Source organism: Veillonella dispar, assembly GCF_900637515.1.
GTDB classification, from domain to species: domain Bacteria; phylum Bacillota; class Negativicutes; order Veillonellales; family Veillonellaceae; genus Veillonella; species Veillonella dispar.
In genome coordinates this window covers 1,473,042-1,496,122 of sequence record NZ_LR134375.1, presented here as the reverse complement: position 1 = coordinate 1,496,122, position 23,081 = coordinate 1,473,042, and the positions used below count along the sequence as shown (strand labels likewise).

The window sequence follows — 23,081 nt, the reverse complement described above, 5'->3', positions numbered from 1 at the left end:
AGGGGAAAGGGCTAAACTGTTGAATTGGCTAGAATCGATAGGACGAGCTGTAATGAACGGCCTATCACAGATGGGGAGTGCTACATTATTGGTGTGGCACACAATTAGACAACTGAAAATGATTAATCTGTGGCATGTATTCCAGCAGATGGCTCACCTAGGTGTAGATTCATTGCCGATTATTAGCTTAACGCTACTATTTGCAGGTGCAGTTATGACCTTACAGATTACAGATGTATTGATTACATATGGTGCACAAAGCACTGTAGGTGGTCTTATGGCTGTTGCTATGGGACGTGAATTAGGTCCCATCTTAGTAGGGGTAGTACTAGCTGGCCGTGTTGGCGCTGCCATCACGGCTGAAATTGGTACAATGAAGGTAACCGAACAAATCGATGCGCTTCGTGTTATGGCTGTCGATCCTATTGGTTATCTTGTGGTACCTCGTGTAGTAGCATGTATGATTATGGTGCCTATATTGGCGTTTTATGGTGTAGTAATTGGCATTGCAGGTGGTTACTTTGTGGCTACTGCAATTAAGGGTTTAGCGCCAAGTACCTATTTAGATTCTATTCAAATGTTTTCTACTATTTCAGACTTCACATTAGGCTTAGTTAAGTCCAGTGTGTTTGGTGCTGTTATTGCATTGGTAGGCTCCTATAAGGGGATGGAAACTAAAATGGGCGCAGAAGCCGTAGGCTTTTCCACAACTAGTTCTGTAGTAACTAGTATTATTTTAGTATTTGTATTAAATTACTTTTTATCTACCTTGTTATATTAGTAGATACGCTAGAGGGATTTATGATAGAACTACGCGATGTTGTAGTTGCCTATGAGTCACGTGTGATTTTAGACTCCATTAATCTTACTATCAATGATGGGGAGACGTTGGTTATATTAGGTGGTAGTGGCAGTGGTAAAAGTACATTGCTTCGATTATTAATTGGCTTGCAGCGCCCTACATCGGGACAGATTATTGTAGATGGCACAGATATTACAACATTATCTGAAGATGAATTTAATACAGTACGAAGAAAAATGGGGATGGTATTCCAATACTCTGCTCTATTTGATTCTATGTCGGTAGGCGAAAATGTAGCCTTTGGTTTACGTCAACATACGGACTTAGGGGATGATGAGATACGACGCATTGTAGCAGAGAGACTAGATTGGGTAGGTTTGAAAGGTTATGAATCTTATATGCCTAACGAGTTGTCCGGCGGTATGAAAAAGCGCGTTAGCTTAGCTCGCGCCATAGCGCTAGACCCAAGCTTAATTCTCTATGATGAACCTTCATCCGGCTTGGATCCTATTACATCTGGTACGATTAGTATGCTAATTAAGGGGATGCAAAAACGGCTTGGTTGTACTTCTATCGTAGTAACACATGATATGCAATCCGCGTTTTACGTGGCAGATCGCATAGCCTTACTTGATAAGGGGAAATTTGTGGAAATTTCTGATACAATAGACTTTAAGAATTCTACAAATAAAAAGGTACAACAGTTTATTCATGGTGAAGCAGAACCAATTAATGTATCTGCGATGGGAGATGTGTAATGAAGTGGACGACGGAGGCCAAGGTAGGGGCTTTCACAATAATAGGTATAGCTCTATTTATTGCGGGAATACTTTTTGTAGGCCGCATTGATATATGGGCTAAACCGCAAATGACAATTACCGGTGATTTTGCTCAAGTTAATGGCCTAAAAAATGGCAATCAAGTTAAATACTCAGGTGTGGCCATCGGTAATGTCTCTGATATCGAGATTACACCACATGGTGTAGTAGTAAAAATGAAGCTTGATGAAAAAACACAAATTCCAAGTGACTCTACGTTCACATTGGGATCAGATGGTTTTTTAGGTGATAAGTTTATTCAAATTTCACCAGGCCAATCTAAGGTATTTTTAAAAGATGGTGACTCTGTTAAGGGCGAAGGTGCAGACGCTATGGATAAAGCGATGCAAAGCGCTCAAAAACTAATGGATGGCACCGAAAAAATGTTGCAATCTATCAATAATATTATTGGTGATCCAGCAACGCAAAATGCACTTAAACATTCCTTGCAATCTACTGCGACGATGGCTGATAATGCTGTAGCGATTACACAAAATATGGCTGATGTAACGGCACAGCTAAATCAAGCTGCTCAACAATTTAATGCAGATGGTAATGCAGGCAATGATATGCGTGCTATTTTGACTAACTTAAAACAAACTACGGATCGTGTAGATAATATGGCTCGTTCTATGGAGTCAACTGTAACAGATCCTAAAGCACAGGAAAATATTAAGGAAACATTACATAATACGGCACAAATTTCAGCTCGCATCAACAAATTGATGGGTGGTAAAGCCTATCAAACTGATGCAAGTGGAAATGTAGTAGATGGAAATAATGTTGAAAAAAAGTCATCTACTAAAGTTGAGCCTTCTGTAGATTTGTTATATAACACAACAGATGATGAATTCCGCATCAATGGTCGCGTTCGTGCTTATAATGATAAAGGTATGGCTGAGCTTGGCCTTTCCAATATCGGCGATGGCACTAAATTCGATTTAAATGCAGGTCGATTCATTAGCTCTAAATGGCTAGTACGGGGCGGTATTTTTGAAAGTGAATTAGGACTTGGCGTTGACTATAATTTACGTGGTCCAGTTTCATTATCCGCAGCGGTATATGACCTTAACAATCGCAAATATCGTATTCGTAGTGATATACGTTTACATAAAGATACTTATGGGGTTATTCAAATGACCAGACCGTTCGGTTCCACGAATGGTGGTACCTACTTTGGTATCAAACAAGTATTTTAAAGACTAATACATTCACTTTAGGTGAGTATGGAGGTACATATTATGAATAAAAAGGTTTTATCCTTAGGTGTAATGCTCTCCTTGGCTACTACAGGTGCAATGGCTGCTGATGTAGTTACAACTTCCGTTAATAATGGAGACCAATTAAGCAAATATCAAAAAGAAGCGATTCAATTAACACAAAAGCAATTAGCCGAAAAATCTGTTCAAGATAGCAAAACATATGAGAGCAAATTGGACCTCGATGAGTCTCGTACCATAGAGTTGGCGTTGGCGAATAACCGTACAGCAAAACAAACTAAATGGGGCTATGAAGCTGCTAAATCTGCAGTGAGCCAAGTAGCAGCAGGCAAGAACCCTAGTGTAAGCTATGGTTGGTCTGCTCAAAAAACAGGCGGTGACACTGGACGTGGTAAATCTGGTAGTCATAACTTCTCCATTAGTGCTCCCGTATTTAATCCTCAACTCGATGCAAGTATTGATTCTGCACGTTATACTCGTGAAGGCACTGGCGCTAGCTATGAAGAAGCATTGCAACAAGCAAAATATGATGCTATTAGTGGTTACTATACATTGATCATGAATCGTAATCTTGTTGATGTGGCTCAACAAGCTGTTAAAGATTACCAAGGTCATGTAACAAATGTTCAAGCTCAATATAATGTTGGTTTGGTAGCAAGTTCTGATGTATTGGCTGCTAAAACAAATCTTGCTGATTCTGAAACAAATCTTGTAAAAGCGCAAAATTCTGCAAATTTAGCAGAGGCTAGCTTGAATCAAGTCATTGCATATCCTGCACAAACAGCTATTAATACAGCAGAACATGACTTACAATATAAACCTTACAATATTACGTTGGAACAAGCTAAAGCATATGCTTTGCTTCACCGTTCTGCCCTTGTAAAATCTGCTCTCGATGTAAAATCTGCAGAAGAGGCTGTAAAATCTGCTAAATCTGGCTACTTGCCAACTGTAGCTGTAAAAGCTGGTCGTGGTTATGCCGATCCAGATGGTTACTTTGGAACAAGTACAAAATCCTGGAGTGTAGGTGCTACTGCATCTTGGAGCTTATGGGATGGCGGTGCAACACAAAATGCTATTAAAAAAGCAAATGCACAACTTGAACAAGCGAAAGAGGCTAATTTAGCTACTGTTGATGCTGTATTATTAGCAGTACAAAAAGCATACTTGAACTTGCGTTCTGCAGAGCAAACAATCCAAAGCACTCAAACTGCAGTTGCTCAAGGTCAAGAAAGCTTCCGTATTGCTACACTTCGCTATCGTGCTGGTGTTGGTACAAACCTTGATGTACTCGATGCGGAAACTAAATTAACAGATGCTCGTAATAACTATGTACAAGCTCTTTATAATTACAATATTAGCATTGCAGCTCTTGAACAATTGACAGGTGTTCCATTGAATACTCCAGTTGGACAAGGTGCAGAAATTATTGCAAACAGTGGTGCAGCTGAACAATTAGCACAACTTGGTGGCAATCAATAATAGAATACTAAAAAAGACGACTTCGGTCGTCTTTTTTTTGTTATAGATTTATAAAGCGTAAATTCATTGTATATTTTCATTTTTATGTTATGGTAATGTTTAAAATAATTTTATCTGTAGTTATTGCAGAAAATGATTAGTAAAAAAATATATTAGTTTTATAAAATTTACCCTTAAAATACTATAGTTATTACTTTGTGTGTGGTAAGATTAGTATATATATTTATATTATTCATAATGTGTATGGGAGATCATTATGACCCGTAAAAAGTGGTGTCTCATAGGGGCTGCAATTTTAGGCTTATCTGCAGTTGGTGCTAGTATAAACCCTATAGCTCAGACCTATGTAGCACCTATGGTTAAAGAACAAGTAAATAATGCCATAAACGGATCTGTGGACTATGATTCTCTTCGTATCAATTGGAATGGTGATGTAGTTTTATCAGATGTGGTGATTAAAGATCGGGATGGTCACTTAGTAGGGACGGCACAAGATGTAGCCGTTGGGGTTAAACTATCTGCATTACCAAGTATAATTGGGGGTAATACATCAGGGGCAACAGCTATATCGACTGTTACTGTAGAGGCACCTGATCTTCATATATGGCAATTGAACGATGAATCTTGGAGTATAAAAAAATTAGTAAAACCATCTGATCCGAATAAATCGGGTGGTTTTGATGGTGATATTACCATTAATAATGGCCATGTAGCGCTACGTACTAAAGATGGCATTAAACGCAATGTTGAAAACCTTGATGGTACCGTTGCTCTTAATATGAGTGGTATGTCCAAAGGGGCTTTTACTGCTGATGTAGATGGTTCATCTGTCCTTGTAAATGGCAAAATAGATATGGATGATGTGTCTAATTTTGATGTGTTTGTACAAGCTGATGAAATTGATACTGCTGGTATTATGAGCTTTGTTCCGTTGCGCAAAGATCTTGTTGTAACGAAGGGGAAATTACAAGATTTACATCTCAATATTAAAAGTGAAGATGGACAATATGTTATGAGTGGCAATGTAGGCTTTAAAGGTTTAACAGGCACTTTTAAGCGAGGAAATACGATGTATACCATTACTGATGGTGAAGGTCGTATTATGCTCAATCATGACCAAATTGTTATTAGCCATAGCTCTTGGCGTATTAATGATCAAGCAGCAAAACTTAATGGTCTCATTACGTTAGGAAAAGAGGAAGAATATTTAAACCTTAATGTTGTGGCGGATAAGGTAGCGCTAGAAGCTATTACTGATGTGGGGATTACAGGTGTTGTTGGCGGTCGCGCACATATTGGTGGTACCACTGTAGCGCCTCGCGTAGATGCGATAATCGGTGGTGATGGTATTTCTTACAAAGGGTACCATGTGGACCGAGTGCAAGGAAATGTAGTATACGATAAAGGATTGGTTCGTATCGATGATGCCCAATTATCTATTGGCGCTGGTAATGCCAAAGTTAAAGGTCAATATGTCGTAGACACAGGTGATTTTGATGCGGTTGCAAATGTTCATGCCTTATCGTTGGATACTTTCACACAAGATATGACTATGCCTATTACGGGAACCATTGATGGAGAAATCCACGTTTTGGGTAAGAATAATCAACTTACCGATCTGGTTGGTGCTGTTCAAGGTCATCACATTGGTGTGCGTGGTGTCATCCTTGACTCTGTAAAAGCAGATTTAACTCATAGTGATAATCTTACCAACATTACTATGGTTGGGAATATGGGCGCTGGCTCCTTTAGTGGATATGGTTCGATTCAAAATGGTCAAGTGGATGCCACAGTTTCTGGTAATGCCTTACCGTTGACATCACTTAGTCCGATCATAGGTGAAGATGTAGCTGGCACACTTAGCACTTCTATTAATGTAAAAGGGGCCTTAGATAACCCTAATATGACTGGAACAGTATGGGGACAAGAAATTCTCTATAAGGGTGCTCATTTTAATGATATTCATAGCGATATTACATTAGATAACCATGTCTTGACGCTTACAAATGGTCATATTGGTGACGGTAGTGGCGGTTATGATATTACTGGTTGGTATAATATCAATACTGATGAATTAGATTTAAATGCTAAAGCTCGTGCTGTACGCATTGAAAATTTAATTCGTCCTGTAACAGATATTCCTATTACAGGTTGGTTTGAAACTGACAACCATATAACAGGGACTGTTGCTAGTCCGATTGTAGAAGGGCGAGCTCATTTATGGGATGGGTCTGCCTATGGCAAGCTTATTACTAATGCTTTTGCCAAATACAACTATAAAAATGAAAGATTAGAATTTTATCGCTTTGATATTGAAGGTTATGGTGCGACCATTACTGGTGGCGGTACTGTATCAAAAGAAGCTATTAATATTGACTTCGAAGGTAAGAAAATCGATATGGGTAGATTGCTCATCAATACCGATTATAAGGTGGATGGTTTACTAGCAGGCCGTGGTACTATAACGGGTTCCATGGATAACCCTCAGTTTAATGGCTATATTTTATCAGATGCTTTATCCATTAATGGACAGCTATTGACGGATATTCATGGCCATGTTTATGCCGATAAGTCTGTTGTAAATGTACAAGATTTTTCGTTTGCTGAATCGAATGGTGGTCGTTATGTTGCTAAAGGTGGCATGAAGCTTGACGATAGCAAACAATTATTTGGCGTTTTAGATGTTACCAATGGTAGTGTAAAGAATTTGTTGGCATTACTAGATCGAGCCGATGAGCACCTCGATGGTCAATTGAATGGTTCCGTTGAACTTGGAGGTACGAAGGACAATCCAAGTGTTATTGTAAATGGTAAAATTAACGATGTTAGCATTGATGATAAGGTAGTAGGGGATGCAACAATTGATGCGAGTCTTGCAAATCGTAAATTTAAAATTACTACCTTAAAACTACCTGTTGGTGAAGGACTCATTGCAATGGGTGGTACTTTGGATCTTGATGGGCAAGCTGATTTACAAGTAGCTTTAAAGGATGTCGACATAGTGCCATTCCTACCACTCGTAGGTAAGGATATTCAAGCAACAGGCTGGGTAACAGGTGTTGTGAATGTTACTGGAGAAACGAAAAATCCTAAGGTTGAATTATCCGGTGCCGTAGAGTCCGGTTCGTTTAATGGAATTGGCATTGATGAAGGCTTTGCGTTAGCTACAATGCAAGATCATGTCATTCAAATTCAGCGTATTCAAGGTGCTAAGAGTGGTTATAAACTCAGTATTTATGGCAAAATTCCATTGGCGGCTCTTTATACATCTGGTTATTTAGAAGCTAGTGATGCTAAATCTATGGATGTAAAAATTGACTTTAACGAAGCTGATATGGCTGTTATTCCTCTTGTTACTACTAGGGTTAAAGATGCAACGGGGCCGTTAAAGGGTGCAATTAGGCTTACGGGGACTATAGACCAACCTGAGGCATACGGCACAGTATCTGTACGTAATGGTACTATGAAATTGGCCAATGTAGATAATGAAATTACAGGCATTGACGGAGACTTAATCTTCTCTGGACAACAAGGGGATTTCCAATCTCGTATCAATATGGGGAAAGGTAGTGCTGGTTTAGCTGCTAAGGTAAATTGGTCTGGTCATGAGCTTACCAACTATAAGGCTGCCGTTCAACTTGATGGACTCGATGTTCGTAGTGAATATGTGAGAGGTCCATTAAATGGTGAACTTTACATTGCGGAACGTGATGGATTACCTACCTTGATAGGGAATTTGGACCTAGAAAACATCCAATTTAAGATTCCTCTTTCCTTGCAGTCTAGTGAAAGTAGCACCAACATGGGCGTAGATGTTAATATTCATGCTGGCAAGGGCGTACGCTTATATGATCGAACTCTATATAACATGTTTATCGGTGGTGATGTTCATTTCGGTGGCACATTACAAAACCCAACTGCTAGTGGCCAGTTCGATGTTAAATCTGGTACGTTCAAATACTTAAGTCATGTATTTAATATTACGAAGGGGAATGCACACTTTGTAGGTGGCTCTTATTTACCAAACTTACAATTAGAGGCTGAAACGAATGTAAGCAACTACAATATTATGCTTGGTGTAAAAGGGACTGTAGACCATATGGATCTTACTTTGTCGTCTAATCCTAGTTTGTCTAGAAAGCAAATTATTTCCATGTTAACCTTTGGTCGTGGTGCCGATTCTAATAGTAGTACATTGACAAATGATGATGTGAATGCTGTTGCTACAGCAGGCTTACAAATGTTTGCCTTTGGCTATGTGCAAGATGCATTACAAAATACATTAGGTTTAGATCGGATTAATATTACGACAGGTTCCATTGACCCTGATGAACCAACTAATAGGGAAACGGCAGGTAATTATAATATTGAAATTGGCAAGTATATTGTGCCAAAGGTAATGCTTACTTATTCTCAAGGTATCAATAATAAACAAAATAAATATGGTGTTGAGTATTCTGTAAAACGAAACCTCAAGTTTACTGCATGGCGTACATCGCAAGGAAACAATTATTTAGGTGGTCGTTGGACAAGAAGCTTCTAAGTTTATGGCTAGAGTGTGCAAATCCCATGGGTATGCACATTCTAGTCATATTAATTTCATAAAATTTGTTTAATATAGTACTCATTCCCAGTATTTTATGCTATAATAATAAGGATTTATTAGTCTTTATAAAACAAGATGTAAACTTTTTATGGGGATGAGTTCTAGGAGGAATTTATGTTTAAACCAAAAGCCTATAAAAGTATGCTTGCAGCATCTGTGTTGACTGCTGTCATGGGGACAGGCAGTGTATTTGCTGCAGAGGTACAAGCTGGCTATACTCCAGATTTAAATAACACAACAACAACTAGTGCAGCAACTACTAATGATGCTACTACTACACAAGCTGTTTACAATGCTGATGCAGCTACACCTGCAACAACACAAGATGAAACTGATGCAGCTATCTTAGCAGCTCGTGGTGATACAACTGTATCTAGCGATGGTACTGTAGTTAGAGGTTCTGACGGAACTGTTACAGTCAATAATGCTGCTTTGAAAACAGATGACAAACAAGTAAAAATGGTGTCTAAAACTACTGGTGGTACTGACCTTGATAAGGCTGCTGAAAATGGCCAAACTCAAGCTGTTACAACTGTAGAAGCTCAATATGTTACATCTGCTAATGCTGAGTCTATTAATCCATATGTAGGTAAATTGATTACTGGTTTATCTATCTCTGGTGTAACAGCTGAACAACAAGCACAATTATTGCCTATCTTGACAGAAAAAATCGGCGATGCTGTATCTGTTGATGGCGTATTTAAAGACGTAACTAACCTTGGTAATACTGGTTACTTCTCTGAAGTAAACCCTGTATTTACAACAGTACCTGAAGGCGTTAAATTGGACTTTGCTGTTACAGTAAATCCGATTACTACTGGCGTGGCATTCGAAGGTAATACAGTTTATACTTCTGAAGTATTGACTAAATTCATGGATCTTCAACCAGGTCAAGTTCTTAACTCTGTATACGTAGGCCAAAAGGTTCAAGGTATCAACGCAGCATACGCTCGTGATGGCTACATGTTGGCACACGTTGATGGTATTCGCGTAGATGACCAAGGCGTGCTTCATGTTCATATCGTAGAAGGCATTGTTGAAGATATCGTTCCTGCTGGTAACAAGAAAACTCGCGATAAAGTTATTACTCGCGAATTCGTTCAAAAGAAAGGTAAACCTTTCAATAAATTCTTGGTACGCCGTTCTGTAGAACGCGTATACAACCTAGGCTTCTTTGATGATGTAAATGTTCGCATGTTGCCAGGTGATCAAGACCCTAACAATGTAATCATTGAAATCGATGTTTTGGAACATAAAACAGGTACTATTACATTAGGTGCTGGTTACTCTAAATCTGATGGTTTGATGGGTATCATTGAATTTGGTGAAGATAACTTCCGTGGTACTGGTGATAAATTCAAAGTTCACTGGGAAATCGGTGGTAAGAAAAAATACAAAAACTACCAAATCTCTTACTTGAAACCTTGGATTGATAGCAAAGGTACATCCTTGGGCTTCTCCTTCTTCAACCGTGAAGATGAATACACTGATTACAACGAAGATGGTAATGAAGTAGCTGAATATAACAAGAAATCTCGTGGTTTCAATATTTCCTTCGGTCGTCAAACAGGGGAATATACTCGTGATTACTTAACTCTTGAATCCCGTAAAGATTCTTATAAATGGGATGATGATGACAGCTCCGGCTTCCGTTATGATAAAAATGCGGGCAAAGGTAAAAATTGGAATAATGGTTCCTACAACTTTGCAAATGATAAATATGTAGATAAAAACTTTGGCCGTATCAATTCCATTACATGGCAAAAGGTATACGATTCCCGTGATAATATTTATGAACCTACACGTGGTCGTCGTATTTCTTATACAGCACAATGGGCTGGTCATGGCTTAGGCGGTGACTTCGACTTCTACAAATTCACAGCTGAAGCACGTATGTATAAAAAACTAGGTGCTAAGAATGTATTGGCATTCCGCGCGCGTGGTGGTTTTATCCAAGGTGATGCTCCTTATAGCCAATTGTTCACATTGGGTGGTGCAGACTCCTTACGTGGTTACGAAGATGATCAATTCCGTGGCAAGTATATGTACAATGCTACATTGGAATTCCGCTTCCCAATCGTTAAAAAGGTTAGTGGTGTATTGTTCACTGATATCGGTGATGCATGGGATGCACCAAATGTTTCTTGGTACAATAGCAAGAAAACATTCAACTATGGCGTTGGTGCTGGTGTTCGTATTACTACACCTATTGGTCCAGTTAAACTTGATTATGGCGTGGGTAAACATAAAAATAAATTCCACTTCAGCTTCGGCACACAATTCTAATATAGTAAATGTATATGGTGGAGGCCTCTTTTCTAAAGAGGCTTTCACCAATATCTCTATATGGCATCCTTTGATGTAGTAATTTAAAGAAATGAGGGCACTCTATTATGATGCGAATGATGAACAACAAGGCGAATGTGAAAATTTTCTCCATCGTCATTGCTGCTATTTTTATTATCGGTATTGGTGCATTGGCATATACTCAAATGGCTACGCCAACTGGTAGTAGTGGTAACAGCACAATTGGTGTTATCGATACATCTCGTATGATGTCTCAAGATAATCCAATTTATATCTCTGCAGCTCAAGAATATATGAGCTATCAAAGCAAATTACAACAAGAAACACAAGCAAAAATTGATGCAGCACAAGATGATGCGACTAAACAAAAATTAGCTGAAGAAGCACGTCAAAACTTGGCAAAAAAAGATCAAGAAATTGCTAAATCCGTTCAAGATAAAGCGATGGAAGCAGCAAAAGCTGTAGGTGATGCAAAAGGCCTTAGCGTTGTAATGACTAAAGACACTGTATTATATGGTGGTGTAGATATTACAGATCAAGTATTGAAAAAATTAGCTAATGATGCGAAAAAATAAACTGTAGTTCTATGTAAGGGAGAACGACAATGAACGGGAATAAACGATATATCGGATTTGCCATATTTCTCGTTGTTGCATTATGTGCTATGGTTTGGGCCTATGGATTTGTGACGAATCGTCAGCAGAGTCCTGATGGGGTATCAATAGGTGTTGTACGTATTGATGATGTATTAGAGTTTAATCCTTCTTATGAGGATTATAAACAAGCTAAAAATGAATTGGACCTTTTACAACGTCAGTATGAACTTGAACAACAAGCTCTAAATGCCAAGTCAGAGACACAAGAGGAACAGTTGAAATCTCTTGCATTAGATTCAACCTTGTCAGATGCTCTTACGGTGGAATTACAAACTCGTATTGCAACAAAAGAAAATGAATTGAATCAGCAATTAAATGCAAAGCGGAACGAACTTATGCAAAAATATTTGGCTGAGTTAAAAGTTAGCTCTAATGAATATGATTTAGAAATCGTTAATCTACAGTTAGATCTTTATGCTTATGATGCTCGTGTATACATTAATGATGCACAAAAAGAAGCAGCTATGGCAGAGAAGGCTAAGAAAGAGGAGCGATTAAAGGAATTATTAGCTAAGAGAAAACCATCGAATCTTGATGTAGACTCTATTAAGGCTAAAGTACAGGCAGAACTTGCGCCTATGCAACAAAAAGGTCAAGAAGAACTTAACCAATATGCTGCATCCTTACAAAAGGAATTGGCGGCTAAACGAGATACTATGGTTCAACAACAAGCACAATCGATCATTGCTAATAATAACTTACCTGTAGCACAGGATTGGAATGATTCTTGGGCTAAAAAGCTTTCAGATAAAGAAGCTGAAGTGAGTGCACTTCATGAAGCCATTTTAGAAGATGTTCGTATGCGCGTAGCAATTATTGCAGAGGAACAACATTTGGATTTAGTCATCATCGATGATGGTGGTAATATTAAGGGGCTTGATATTACTGATGCAGTGAAGGCGTCCTATCGAGTTCAATAAGGAGTTATATTATGAATAAACGTATTAAATCTTTAGTATTAGGTGCATCTTTAGTAGCTTCCATGGCTATTTTAGGTGGTTGTGGTTCTAATAATGTTGGTTACGTTGATAGCGTGAAAGTAGCAAATAGTACTGAAAAAGGTATTGAAATTACTAAAGAAATTAACGCTAAAAAAGCTGAACTAGATGCTAAAATTGCTGCTGCTGATGAAGCATCTAAACAAAATGTATTTAACCAAGCTAATCAAGAATTAAATGCCTTTGCAAATGCAAAAGCTCAAGAATATCGTCAATATCAGGAACAAAAAGTTGGTGAACTTGTAAAAGAGAAAAAACTTGATGTAGTTATTGAAAAAGGTGCTGTTGTAGGTGGCGGTTCTGATGTAACTGACGACTTGATCGCTAAAATGGGTAAAGCTTCTGATGACCAAATCAAGGAAGCTGAAAATGCAGCTAAAGCGCAAGAACAACAAGATGCGCAACAAAATGCTCAACAATCTGGTCAAGCTACAGCAGTTAATACTGAAGAAAGTGCACAATAATTAAGAATTATCACAGGGGGAGGAGTTTACCTTGGAAAAAACTTTACAGGAACTCGCAACATTAGTAGGCGGTCGTGTTGTAGGTGATGGCTCTATTGTTATTACTGAAACACGTAGCTTTGAACAAGCAGTAAAACAATCCATAACTTTTGCAGTAGGTGAATATGTTGAACATATTGCGTTATGCCAAGCGGGTGCTGTGATCGTTGAATCTGAAGTGAAAGATGCACCGATAGCACAAATCGTAGTCGATAATGCAAAAGCAGCATTTGCACAAGTGTTAGAACTCTTCCATCCACCTGTTGTTGTTCCTAGAGAAGTGCATAGCACAGCTATTATTGGTAAAAATGTAACAATAGGCAGAAATGTAGCTATTGGTGCCTATTGTGTAATTAATGATAATGCAGTCATTGGTGATGATGTAACAATACGTCCATATGTTTATATTGGACATAATGTGCGTATTGGTGAAGGTTCTGATATTTACGCTGGTGCTATTGTTCATGAAAATTGTATTTTAGGCAAACGCGTTGTATTACGTGCTAAAGCAGTAATTGGTGGCGAAGGCTTCGGTTTTGCTACAGAAAATGGTGTACATACACATATACCACAAGTTGGTAATGTTATTCTTGAAGATGATGTTGAAGTTGGTTCTTGTACAACTATCGACAATGCTACAATGGGCTCTACTTTAGTACGTCGTGGTACGAAGATTGACAATCTTGTTCATCTTGGTCACAATGTTGAGATTGGTGAAGATTGCTTCCTAATCGCTCAGGTTGGTATTGCAGGAAGTACTAAATGTGGTAATCATGTTATCTTTGCTGGACAAACTGGTTGTACTGGTCATATTACGATTGGTGATAATGTACAATTTGCTGGTAAAACTGGTATTACAGGTAATGTACCATCCAACTCTATTATGGCAGGCTATCCAATGAGACCTCATAAAGAATGGTTAAAATTGGCTGCTTATGAAAATCGTTTGCCAGATATGGTGAAAACTGTAAAACAATTACAAAAAGAAATTGACGCTTTGAAAGCACAGCTTAAGGAGAGCTAATAATCCATGTATAGGTTTATGAAAATCTTTAGTGCCTTTATTTGCTTATTACCTAAAGGTTTGCAATATGCTATTGGTACATTGCTTGGTGAAATTGCGTGGCTAGCGGTGCCGCCTAAACGCAAGCGCCTAGCAATCGGCCAAATTCTATTCTGTAATATTACAGATGATCCAAAAGAAGCTCGACGTATTGCGAAAGCTAGTACTACACGCTTTGGTCGCATGATTATTGATGTATTACGCTATCCAGAGATTAAGGATGGCGCATACAAAGATATGGTGGAGTTTATTAATCGAGAGTACTTAGATGATGCCTTGGAAAATGGTCGAGGTGCAATCTTAGCCGCTGTTCACAGTGGTAACTGGGAACTCCTTGGTGGTGTTCTTGCTTCGGAAGGGTATCCGTTGATTTCTGTGGCAATGAAACAGAATGGTGATGCGGACAAGTTTATCAATGAATATCGTCGTATCATGCACCAACATGTAACCTATAAAACTGGTGTACGAGAAATGATCAATGAACTTAAAAAAGGTGCTTTCTTAGGCCTTATTATGGATCAGGATCCTGGTGATGATGGTGTACTTGTTCCATTCTTTGGTTATGAAACTTTGACGGCTGCAGGTCCAGCTGTATTAGCTCGTATGCAAGATGTACCAATCATTTTTGTGACTATACATTATAGTCCGTTTTCTGAAAAATATGAGATTGAGGTACATCCGCCAATTTATGTGGAACGTACAGATGATAAAAAGCGTGATATAGCGGTTACCACAACTCTTTTAAATGAGTTTATTGAAGATTATATTCGTCGATATCCTGAAGATTGGTTCTGGCTTCACAATCGTTGGAAGTGGACACGTCGTTTCTATGGCGAACAAATTGAAACACCTCCAGATGTATTTCACTAGTTAATAAATATAAAGAGATTTTACATGCCTACTTATGTAGTATTGATTTAAATACCGCATAAATTAAGCATAGTAAAGTCTCTTTTATTTTTATGGTGTATAATACAGTATTTATAATTAAATTTATATAAATTTAATTATGTGAAAAATGCTTTCAAAATCACTGAATATATGGTAAATTTCTTGTATCACCTATGCAAATAGGGTATAATACATATTGGTGTATAGTAAACGTGAATTCAGATTATGAAAGGACTTTCTTATGAGTAAGCCACAACAAACAATTAAACAGGCTGTTTCATATCAAGGGATTGGCCTTCATAGCGGTGAACCAGTAAATATGGTTTTTAAACCTGCACCTGAAAATACAGGAATTGTGTTTGTCCGCACGGACATTGAAGGTCATCCTTCTGTGCGAGCACACATTGATAATGTGACGAACACTATGCGCGCTACTACATTGGAAAATGGTGAAGCGAAGGTTTTCACTGTAGAACATGTGATGGCTGCGTTCAGTGCTATGAATATTGATAACTGTTATATCGAGATGGATTCTCCTGAACCTCCTGTAGGTGATGGCAGTAGTGCAGTTTTTATAGGTCTCATAGAAGAGGCAGGCATTCAAGAACAAACAGCGCCACGTCATGTATATAAAGTGACACGATCTCACGCTATTTATGATGGTGATCGCTTTGTAGTTATTTTGCCATATGACGGCTATCGCATTACATTTACATCGATTAACAGCCATCCGTTACTTGGCACGCAACATTGTGATTTTGAAGTTTCGCCAGAATACTTTAAAGAACACATCAGTGCTGCTAGAACTATCGGATTTATGAAGGAATTAGAACAATTACAGGCTATGGGCCTTGCAAAAGGTGGTAACCTTGATAATGCTTTAGTTTATGATGATGAGAAGTGTTTGTCTGTACCTCGCTTTGACGACGAATTAGTTCGTCACAAAGCATTAGATGTAATGGGCGACTTATTCTTATTGGGACCAATTGAAGGTCATGTAATTGCTTTAAAATCGAGTCATGAATTAAATTCTAGATTGGCTCGCAGTATAATGGAAGAAATAAGGGAGACACAGCCATGATTCTTAATCACGAAGACATTTTAGAAATTTTACCTCATCGTTATCCTATGCTTTTGGTAGATCGCATCGTTGAGTTAGAACCAATGAAACGTGCTGTGGGCATTAAAAATGCTACATTCAACGAATTGTTCTTCCAAGGACACTTCCCAGGTAATCCAGTAATGCCAGGTGTACTATTGACTGAGGCTATTGCTCAAGTTGGTGGTATTGCATTACTATATCCTGAAGAAAATCGCGGTCTTACACCTATGTTTACAGGTATTGATAAAGTGCGTTTCCGTCACCCTGTAAAACCTGGTGATCAAGTGCGCATGGAAGTGGATATTGTTAAAATCAAAGGTAAAATGGGTAAGGTTGAAGGCCGTGCCTATGTTGGCGACAAATTGTGCGCTAGCGGTGAATACATGTTTGCCCTTGTATAATAATTGAGGAGTGATTGTAGTGATAGTTGTAGGCATGGAAAATGCAGAATCCAACATCCATAGTACAGCCATAGTCCATCCAAATGCTAAATTGGGCAAAGATGTAATCGTAGGTCCTGGCGCCGTAATCGGCGAACACGTCGAGATTGGCGATGGCACACAAATCGGTGCACATGTTGTAATTGGTGGTTGGACAACCATTGGTAAGCGTTGTGAGATTTATCCTAATGCATCTATTGGGTTGGAACCGCAAGATTTAAAATTTAAAGGCGAAAAAAGCTATTGTAATATTGGCGATGAAACGGTTATCCGTGAATTCGTAACTATTAGCCGCGCTACTGGAGAAGGTGAAGAAACACGTGTAGGTAATAATTGCTTGCTTCAAGCATGTACACATGTGGCTCATAACTGTATCGTTGGCAATAATGTAATTATGAGTAACTGTGCAGGCCTTGCTGGTCACGCTATCGTTGAAGATCGCGTTGTTATTGGCGGCCTTGCAGGTATCCATCAGTTTGTTAAAATTGGTCGTAATGCAATGGTTGGCGGTATGGCAAAGGTGGTTCAAGATATTCCACCATATGTCATTGCTGATGGTCAACCAGCACGTGTTATTGGCCTTAACTCTGTTGGATTGTCTCGTGCGGGCATTTCAGAAGAAGTACGCCGAGATTTAAAACAAGCATTCCGTATTATTTATCGTTCTGGCTTTAGTTTATCTAAGGCTATCGAAGAAATGGAAATGCAACTTGATTCTTCTGTAGAAATTGAAAATTTATTACGCTTCTTACGCAATGCCGATCGTGGTATTATGCGTACACGTCGTGACTAATTCAAAAGACCTCGTACTATGTACGAGGTCTTTTTATGTACTTAATAAATATCATGCTTTTAATGGGATGTGAAATTTATAACATTAGGTCATACATATAAAATATTTTGATAAAATATTTGAAGTTTTTTTGCGTTCATAAGACGTAAAAAGAGGAATAAAAAAAATCTACTAAAATGTTGAAGAAATAGGCATAAAACATGGTGTTTTAATGGTAAAAAATGCCTATTTATAGTACAATATATTGTATATGATTATGTCTTTTTTGAGGCATTAAGTATTGTAAATTTGTAATCACTCATTGATATATAGGCCGTAGGTCATCTAGGAGGTATAGTCTTGGCAAAGGTAGGATTGATTGCAGGCATTGGTGTTTTGCCTGTAGAATTCATGCGCGCTGCTCATGTATTAGGTCATGAGGTAGTGGTTATCGGTGTAGTTCCAGATGTAGACCCGGCTTTAAAGGCTGAGGCCGATGCTTTCTATGATATTGGTGTTGCCAAATTAGGTAAGATTTTTAAAACCTTGAAAAAAGAAGGCGTTGAAGAATTAACTATGTTAGGTAAAGTGACTAAGGAAATTCTCTTCAAAGGTCTTACATTCCCTGATTTAAAAACCTTAGGTGTTCTTAAACGCCTTAAAAATCGTAAAGATGACACTATCATGCTCGCTATCGTAGATGAAATCGAACGAGAAGGGTTTAAAGTGTTAGATCAAACTGTATACCTTAAACCATTTATGCCAAAGGTGGGGGTGCTTTCAAAAACACAGCCTACTGATGAACAATGGGCAGATATTTGCTTTGGCTTTGAACTAGCTAAGCAAATGGGTGGACTTGATATTGGTCAAACAGTAGTTGTAAAACATAAAGCGGCTATGGCTATTGAAGCTATTGAGGGCACTGATAAGTGCATTTTGCGCGGTGGTGAATTAGGTCGTGGCGATGCGGTTGTGGTTAAAACGGAAAAGCCAAATCAAGATGTTCGTTTTGATGTTCCTGCTGTAGGGATAAAAACATTAATGTCCATGATTGATAGTGGGTGTAAAGTCCTTGCTGTAGAGGCTGAAAAGACTATTTTTGTTCAACAACAAGATGTACTAGATTTGGCAAACCGTCATGGTATTGTTATCTGTGCTGTTGACCAAGAGTTTGTAGATTCCAGAAAGGATGCATAATGAAAGTCATGTTTTCCGCCGGTGAAGCATCCGGTGATACTCATGCAGCCAGTGTTGCTAATGCACTGAAAGAAATAGATCCTTCGGTTGACATGTTTGGCATGGGCGGTACCTTGATGGAACGCGCTGGTGTTCGCATCGTATATGATATTAAAAATTTAGGCGTTATTGGGATTGTAGAGATTGTAAAATCACTACCGAAATTCTTTAAACTTCGCACCTACTTAAAACGTGTCATGATGAAGGAAAAACCAGATATTCTCGTCTGTGTAGATTATCCTGGTTTTAATATGAAACTAACAGCTGTAGCTCATAAATTGGGAATTCCCGTTCTTTATTATATTGCTCCTACGATTTGGGCATGGCATAGTAGCCGTGGAAATACAATTCGTAAGTATGTCACTAAGGTGGCATCTATATTTCCTTTTGAAGCAGAAGCGTATCGCAAATATAAATGCGATGTAGACTTTGTAGGCCATCCACTATTGGATATTGTACATCCTACGATGAGCAAAGAAGAGGCTGAGGAATATTTTGGAGCTCGTAAGGATGCTAAAAAAGTATTACTCATGCCAGGTAGCCGTAAGCAAGAGGTGTTATCCTTGCTAGATACGATGTTAAAAAGTGGCGAACAGTTGATGGCGAACCATGAGGATATTCAATTCTTCTTGCCTCGCGCACATACCATCGACCGTAGTGAATTAGAAACTTTCATTGATGCTCACAAAGTGCCGGTGACGATTACAGAAGATCATACGTATGATTTGATGCAGATTTGTGATGTATGTCTAGCCGCATCAGGTACTGCTACATTAGAAACAGCTATGATGGAGTTACCGACTATTTTATTGTATCGTGTATCTCCAATTACATATGGCATTGGTAAGATGGTCGTCAATGTGACCCATGTAGGTTTGCCGAACATTGTAGCTGGCAAAGAAGTAATTCCTGAGTTATTACAAGATGCAGTGACACCTGAGGCTATTGTATCTCTTGTGGAACCTCTTCTAACTGATGTGGAACGCAATGAAGCGATGCGTAGTGAATTGCGTGAAGTACATCATAAATTAGGTGAACCAGGTGCTGTAAAGCGCGTAGCAGAACTGGTATATAACCTCGGTAAGGAGAAATGTAATGAATAGTTATTCTAGGCTCTTATATTTTGTAAAGCCTTATTATAAGCGTATGATTTTTGCAGTGTTCTGCATGATCGTCGCAGCTGCGGCATACTTGGTAGTGCCTTGGCTTATTAAAAATGTAGTAGACCAAGTATTAGATGATAAGAATATGTTTATGTTGAACCTCATAGTAGGGTCTATCATTCTTATATTCTTAATTCGTGGCTTTGCTACGTATGGTCAAACCTATAATATGTCTTACATTGGACAACGTGTCATCATCGATGTACGGGAGGCCATCTTTAATCATCTACAAAAATTAAGCTTATCTTATTTTGATCGCCGTAAGACTGGCGTTATCATGAGTAATCTTACTAATGACGTTGCTGCACTTCAGACTGCTGTAGTTGATAATTTGATTTCTTTTATTACGGAATCTGTAACACTTATCGGTTCTCTCGTGTCTATGCTACTTATTGACTGGAAATTGACACTTGTTACCTTTATTACAGTTCCAGTAGTGCTAGTAATTATAAATGTATTTGGTAAAAAGCTTCGTGTAGCAGGTCATGATGTACAAGGTCGTGTGGCTGACATTACAGCACTTTTACAAGAGGTAATCAGCGCTATTCGAGTAGTAAAATCATTCGCTCGTGAAGATTTTGAACGGAAGCGTTTTGAAGATGAAAATGATCGCAACTTTAAAGCTGTTATTAAAGCGACTAAGTTAACTAGCTTGTTAAGTCCAATGGTTGAGTTTTCTGCAGCCATTGCGGTGGCAGTCATCCTTTGGTATGGTGGCTATTCTGTAGTAACAGGGACTATTACAGCAGGTTCTTTGATTGCGTTCCTAATTTATGCAATCAACTTGTCTAACCCAGTTAAACGCTTGAGCCAAGTGTACGGCAATATTCAAAAAGCATTGGCTGCAGCTGATCGTGTATTTGAAATTTTAGATACTAAAACTGACGTTGTGGAAAAACCTGATGCTATTACGTTGCCATCTATCAAAGGCAATGTAGAATTTAAAGATGTTTCATTCTCTTACGATGGTGAAAAAACAGCGCTCGAAAACTTTACTTTGTCTGTTAAGGCTGGTGAAAGCGTAGCTCTTGTTGGTCCATCTGGTGCTGGTAAAACGACTCTGGCGAATTTGTTACCTCGCTTCTACGATGTAACGGGTGGCGCTATCACGATTGATGGTTATGACGTAAAAGATGTTACATTTAAATCGTTACGTGAACAAATCGGGCTTGTACCACAAGAAACTGTGTTGTTTAATGCCACAATTAAAGAGAATATCTTGTATGGTCGATTAGATGCTACTGATGAAGAAGTATATGAAGCTGCTAAGGCTGCCAATGTACTTGAATTCGTAGAAAAGATGCCTGATGGTCTCGACACAGTGGTGGGCGAGCGAGGCAGTTCCTTATCTGGTGGTCAACGTCAACGTGTAGCTATCGCACGTGCTATTTTGAAAGACCCACGTATTCTAATTCTAGATGAAGCGACATCTGCATTAGATACTGAGAGTGAAAAGCTTGTACAAGAGGCGCTAGATCGCCTTATGAAAGGGCGTACTGCATTTGTAATTGCCCATCGATTGAGCACAGTTCAAAATGCTCATCAAATTGTTGTACTTAATCAAGGCCACTTGGTAGAGCAGGGGACTCACCAAGAGCTATTAGCTGTTGATGGCGGATTGTACAATCATCTCTATTCCGTTCAATTCTCCAACAAAGGATAATCATGTACTGGATATATAACGTATTGCTCATATTTTATTGGATTGGCTTGATTCCGGTTATTCTATACCGCCTTGCCTTTGAAGATGGATTTTATGAGCGTATCAAACAGAGTGCAGGCTATATGCCAGCCTCACTACTAAAAAAAATTGAAGGACGTCGTGCTATTTGGATTCATGCTGCTTCTGTAGGGGAAATTGTAGCTACTAGTCCATTAGTAAAGGAAGTAAAAAAGGAATTTCCTGAAGCGGTTGTTGTGGTGTCTGTTGTAACTGCAACAGGCCATGCAATGGCCCATCGCATCATTCCTGAGGCAGAAGGAATTATTTTCTTCCCTCTTGATTTGCCGTATTTGACACGTAAGATTTTACATATTATTAAGCCGATTGCTATCTTGCTTGTAGAAACAGAAATTTGGCCTAACTTCTTGCGAATCGCTCAATCAGAAAATATTCCTGTTATGATGGTTAATGGTCGTATTTCTGATCGTAGTATGAAACGCTATAAATATATTAGTGCGTTCACGAAAGAAATGTTGCGTTCCATTGAGCGTTTCTGTATGCAATCAAAATTTGATGCAGCGCATATTGAAGTATTAGGTGCAAAAACATCTGATATTACCGTAACAGGTAATATGAAATATGACCAAACGTATGCTACTGTATCAGCTGAAGAAAAACAATCACTTCTTGAAGAGTTTGGCTTTGGTAATAATCATCCAATCATCATTGCTGGTAGTACACATAAGGGTGAGGAAGAAACAATCTTTGAGACCTTTAAACAAGTCTTACAAGAATATCCTCAAGCTCGCTTGTTAATTGCACCTCGTGAGATATATCGCGGTCATGATGTTCAAACGTTAGCGAAACATTATGAATTAAATGCTATTTGTCGTAGTGATATGACAGAGCCAGTTCATGAAGGGATACCAGTAGTTGTTTTAGATACTATTGGTGAACTAGGTCGTTTATATAGCTTAGGGGATATTATTTTTGTAGGCGGTTCTCTTGTGAAGACTGGAGGCCATAATATTCTCGAGCCGGCAGCACATGGTAAACCAATTCTTGTGGGGCCATATATGTTTAATTTCAAAGAGATTTTCGCATTATTAAACTCTCGTCATGCTTGTGAACAAGTGAAGAATGGTAAAGAATTAACCGCTATGGTGTTGCGCTTATGTAAAGACAAAGGTTTGGCAACGGAAATGGGTCAAAATTGTCTTGATATTATTCGTGAAAATCGCGGTGCAACACAACGTAATACACAAGAGTTACGTCAACTCTTTGAAAAACACCATATTGTTCCATAAGATCGATATGATTTATTAGATTCATCTATGATATTACATAATAGGAGGAGTC

The 23,081-nt window shown here is 38.6% G+C and carries 18 protein-coding genes; all 18 read left to right on the top strand.

Annotated elements, in window-relative coordinates; all coding sequences use genetic code 11:
* The first annotated feature begins 19 nt into the window (after positions 1 to 19).
* The 18 genes from EL171_RS06935 to EL171_RS06850 all read left to right on the top strand — a co-directional run bounded on the left by EL171_RS06935 (position 20) and on the right by EL171_RS06850 (position 23,029).
* A complete protein-coding gene (locus EL171_RS06935) occupies positions 20 to 781 on the top strand; it encodes an MlaE family ABC transporter permease (RefSeq protein ID WP_039969447.1) in 762 nt (253 codons plus the stop codon).
* Positions 782 to 801: 20 nt separating this feature from the next.
* Positions 802 to 1,560 (top strand): ABC transporter ATP-binding protein, encoded by a 759-nt coding sequence (locus EL171_RS06930; protein WP_005387256.1) that lies wholly within the window; start codon positions 802 to 804, stop codon positions 1,558 to 1,560.
* Positions 1,560 to 2,819 carry an MlaD family protein gene (locus EL171_RS06925; RefSeq protein ID WP_005387257.1) on the top strand — a complete coding sequence of 420 codons (1,260 nt, stop codon included), beginning with the start codon at positions 1,560 to 1,562 and terminating at the stop codon, positions 2,817 to 2,819. Before EL171_RS06930 ends, EL171_RS06925 begins: the two co-directional genes overlap by 1 nt.
* Before the next feature lie 42 nt (positions 2,820 to 2,861).
* Complete coding sequence (locus EL171_RS06920) at positions 2,862 to 4,322, top strand: TolC family protein (protein ID WP_126413456.1); 1,461 nt, start codon at positions 2,862 to 2,864, stop codon at positions 4,320 to 4,322.
* Positions 4,323 to 4,578: 256 nt separating this feature from the next.
* Positions 4,579 to 8,865, top strand: coding sequence for a translocation/assembly module TamB domain-containing protein (locus EL171_RS06915; protein ID WP_005387259.1), 4,287 nt, complete (start codon positions 4,579 to 4,581; stop codon positions 8,863 to 8,865).
* A gap of 177 nt (positions 8,866 to 9,042) precedes the next feature.
* Complete coding sequence (locus EL171_RS06910) at positions 9,043 to 11,214, top strand: BamA/OMP85 family outer membrane protein (protein WP_005387260.1); 2,172 nt, start codon at positions 9,043 to 9,045, stop codon at positions 11,212 to 11,214.
* 107 nt (positions 11,215 to 11,321) lie between these two features.
* Positions 11,322 to 11,810 carry an OmpH/Skp family outer membrane protein gene (locus EL171_RS06905; protein ID WP_005387261.1) on the top strand — a complete coding sequence of 163 codons (489 nt, stop codon included), beginning with the start codon at positions 11,322 to 11,324 and terminating at the stop codon, positions 11,808 to 11,810.
* A gap of 29 nt (positions 11,811 to 11,839) precedes the next feature.
* Positions 11,840 to 12,811 (top strand): coiled-coil domain-containing protein, encoded by a 972-nt coding sequence (locus tag EL171_RS06900; RefSeq protein ID WP_005387262.1) that lies wholly within the window; start codon positions 11,840 to 11,842, stop codon positions 12,809 to 12,811.
* Positions 12,812 to 12,822: 11 nt separating this feature from the next.
* Entirely contained in the window at positions 12,823 to 13,353 is a 531-nt protein-coding gene (locus EL171_RS06895; RefSeq protein ID WP_005387264.1) for an OmpH/Skp family outer membrane protein, read from the top strand.
* A 31-nt stretch (positions 13,354 to 13,384) separates the two neighbouring features.
* On the top strand, positions 13,385 to 14,416 hold the full coding sequence (lpxD, locus tag EL171_RS06890; protein ID WP_005387266.1) for a UDP-3-O-(3-hydroxymyristoyl)glucosamine N-acyltransferase: 1,032 nt from the start codon (positions 13,385 to 13,387) through the stop codon (positions 14,414 to 14,416).
* Between the two features lie 6 nt (positions 14,417 to 14,422).
* Positions 14,423 to 15,325, top strand: a complete 903-nt coding sequence (locus EL171_RS06885) for a lysophospholipid acyltransferase family protein (protein ID WP_039969450.1) — start codon at positions 14,423 to 14,425, stop codon at positions 15,323 to 15,325.
* Positions 15,326 to 15,587: 262 nt separating this feature from the next.
* Positions 15,588 to 16,427, top strand: a complete 840-nt coding sequence (lpxC, locus tag EL171_RS06880; protein WP_005387276.1) for a UDP-3-O-acyl-N-acetylglucosamine deacetylase — start codon at positions 15,588 to 15,590, stop codon at positions 16,425 to 16,427.
* Complete coding sequence (fabZ, locus tag EL171_RS06875; RefSeq protein WP_004695477.1) at positions 16,424 to 16,849, top strand: 3-hydroxyacyl-ACP dehydratase FabZ; 426 nt, start codon at positions 16,424 to 16,426, stop codon at positions 16,847 to 16,849. Before lpxC ends, fabZ begins: the two co-directional genes overlap by 4 nt.
* A gap of 19 nt (positions 16,850 to 16,868) precedes the next feature.
* Positions 16,869 to 17,681 carry an acyl-ACP--UDP-N-acetylglucosamine O-acyltransferase gene (gene lpxA / locus EL171_RS06870; protein ID WP_174683260.1) on the top strand — a complete coding sequence of 271 codons (813 nt, stop codon included), beginning with the start codon at positions 16,869 to 16,871 and terminating at the stop codon, positions 17,679 to 17,681.
* Positions 17,682 to 18,020: 339 nt separating this feature from the next.
* Entirely contained in the window at positions 18,021 to 18,857 is an 837-nt protein-coding gene (locus tag EL171_RS06865; protein ID WP_005387281.1) for an LpxI family protein, read from the top strand.
* Positions 18,857 to 19,999: a lipid-A-disaccharide synthase gene (gene lpxB, locus EL171_RS06860; protein WP_005387283.1), complete on the top strand. Its 1,143-nt coding sequence runs from the start codon at positions 18,857 to 18,859 to the stop codon at positions 19,997 to 19,999. Before EL171_RS06865 ends, lpxB begins: the two co-directional genes overlap by 1 nt.
* Positions 19,992 to 21,722, top strand: a complete 1,731-nt coding sequence (locus EL171_RS06855; RefSeq protein WP_005387284.1) for an ABC transporter ATP-binding protein — start codon at positions 19,992 to 19,994, stop codon at positions 21,720 to 21,722. The genes lpxB and EL171_RS06855 overlap by 8 nt, the downstream gene beginning before the upstream one ends.
* A gap of 2 nt (positions 21,723 to 21,724) precedes the next feature.
* On the top strand, positions 21,725 to 23,029 hold the full coding sequence (locus EL171_RS06850; RefSeq protein WP_005387286.1) for a 3-deoxy-D-manno-octulosonic acid transferase: 1,305 nt from the start codon (positions 21,725 to 21,727) through the stop codon (positions 23,027 to 23,029).
* Positions 23,030 to 23,081 lie beyond the last annotated feature (52 nt).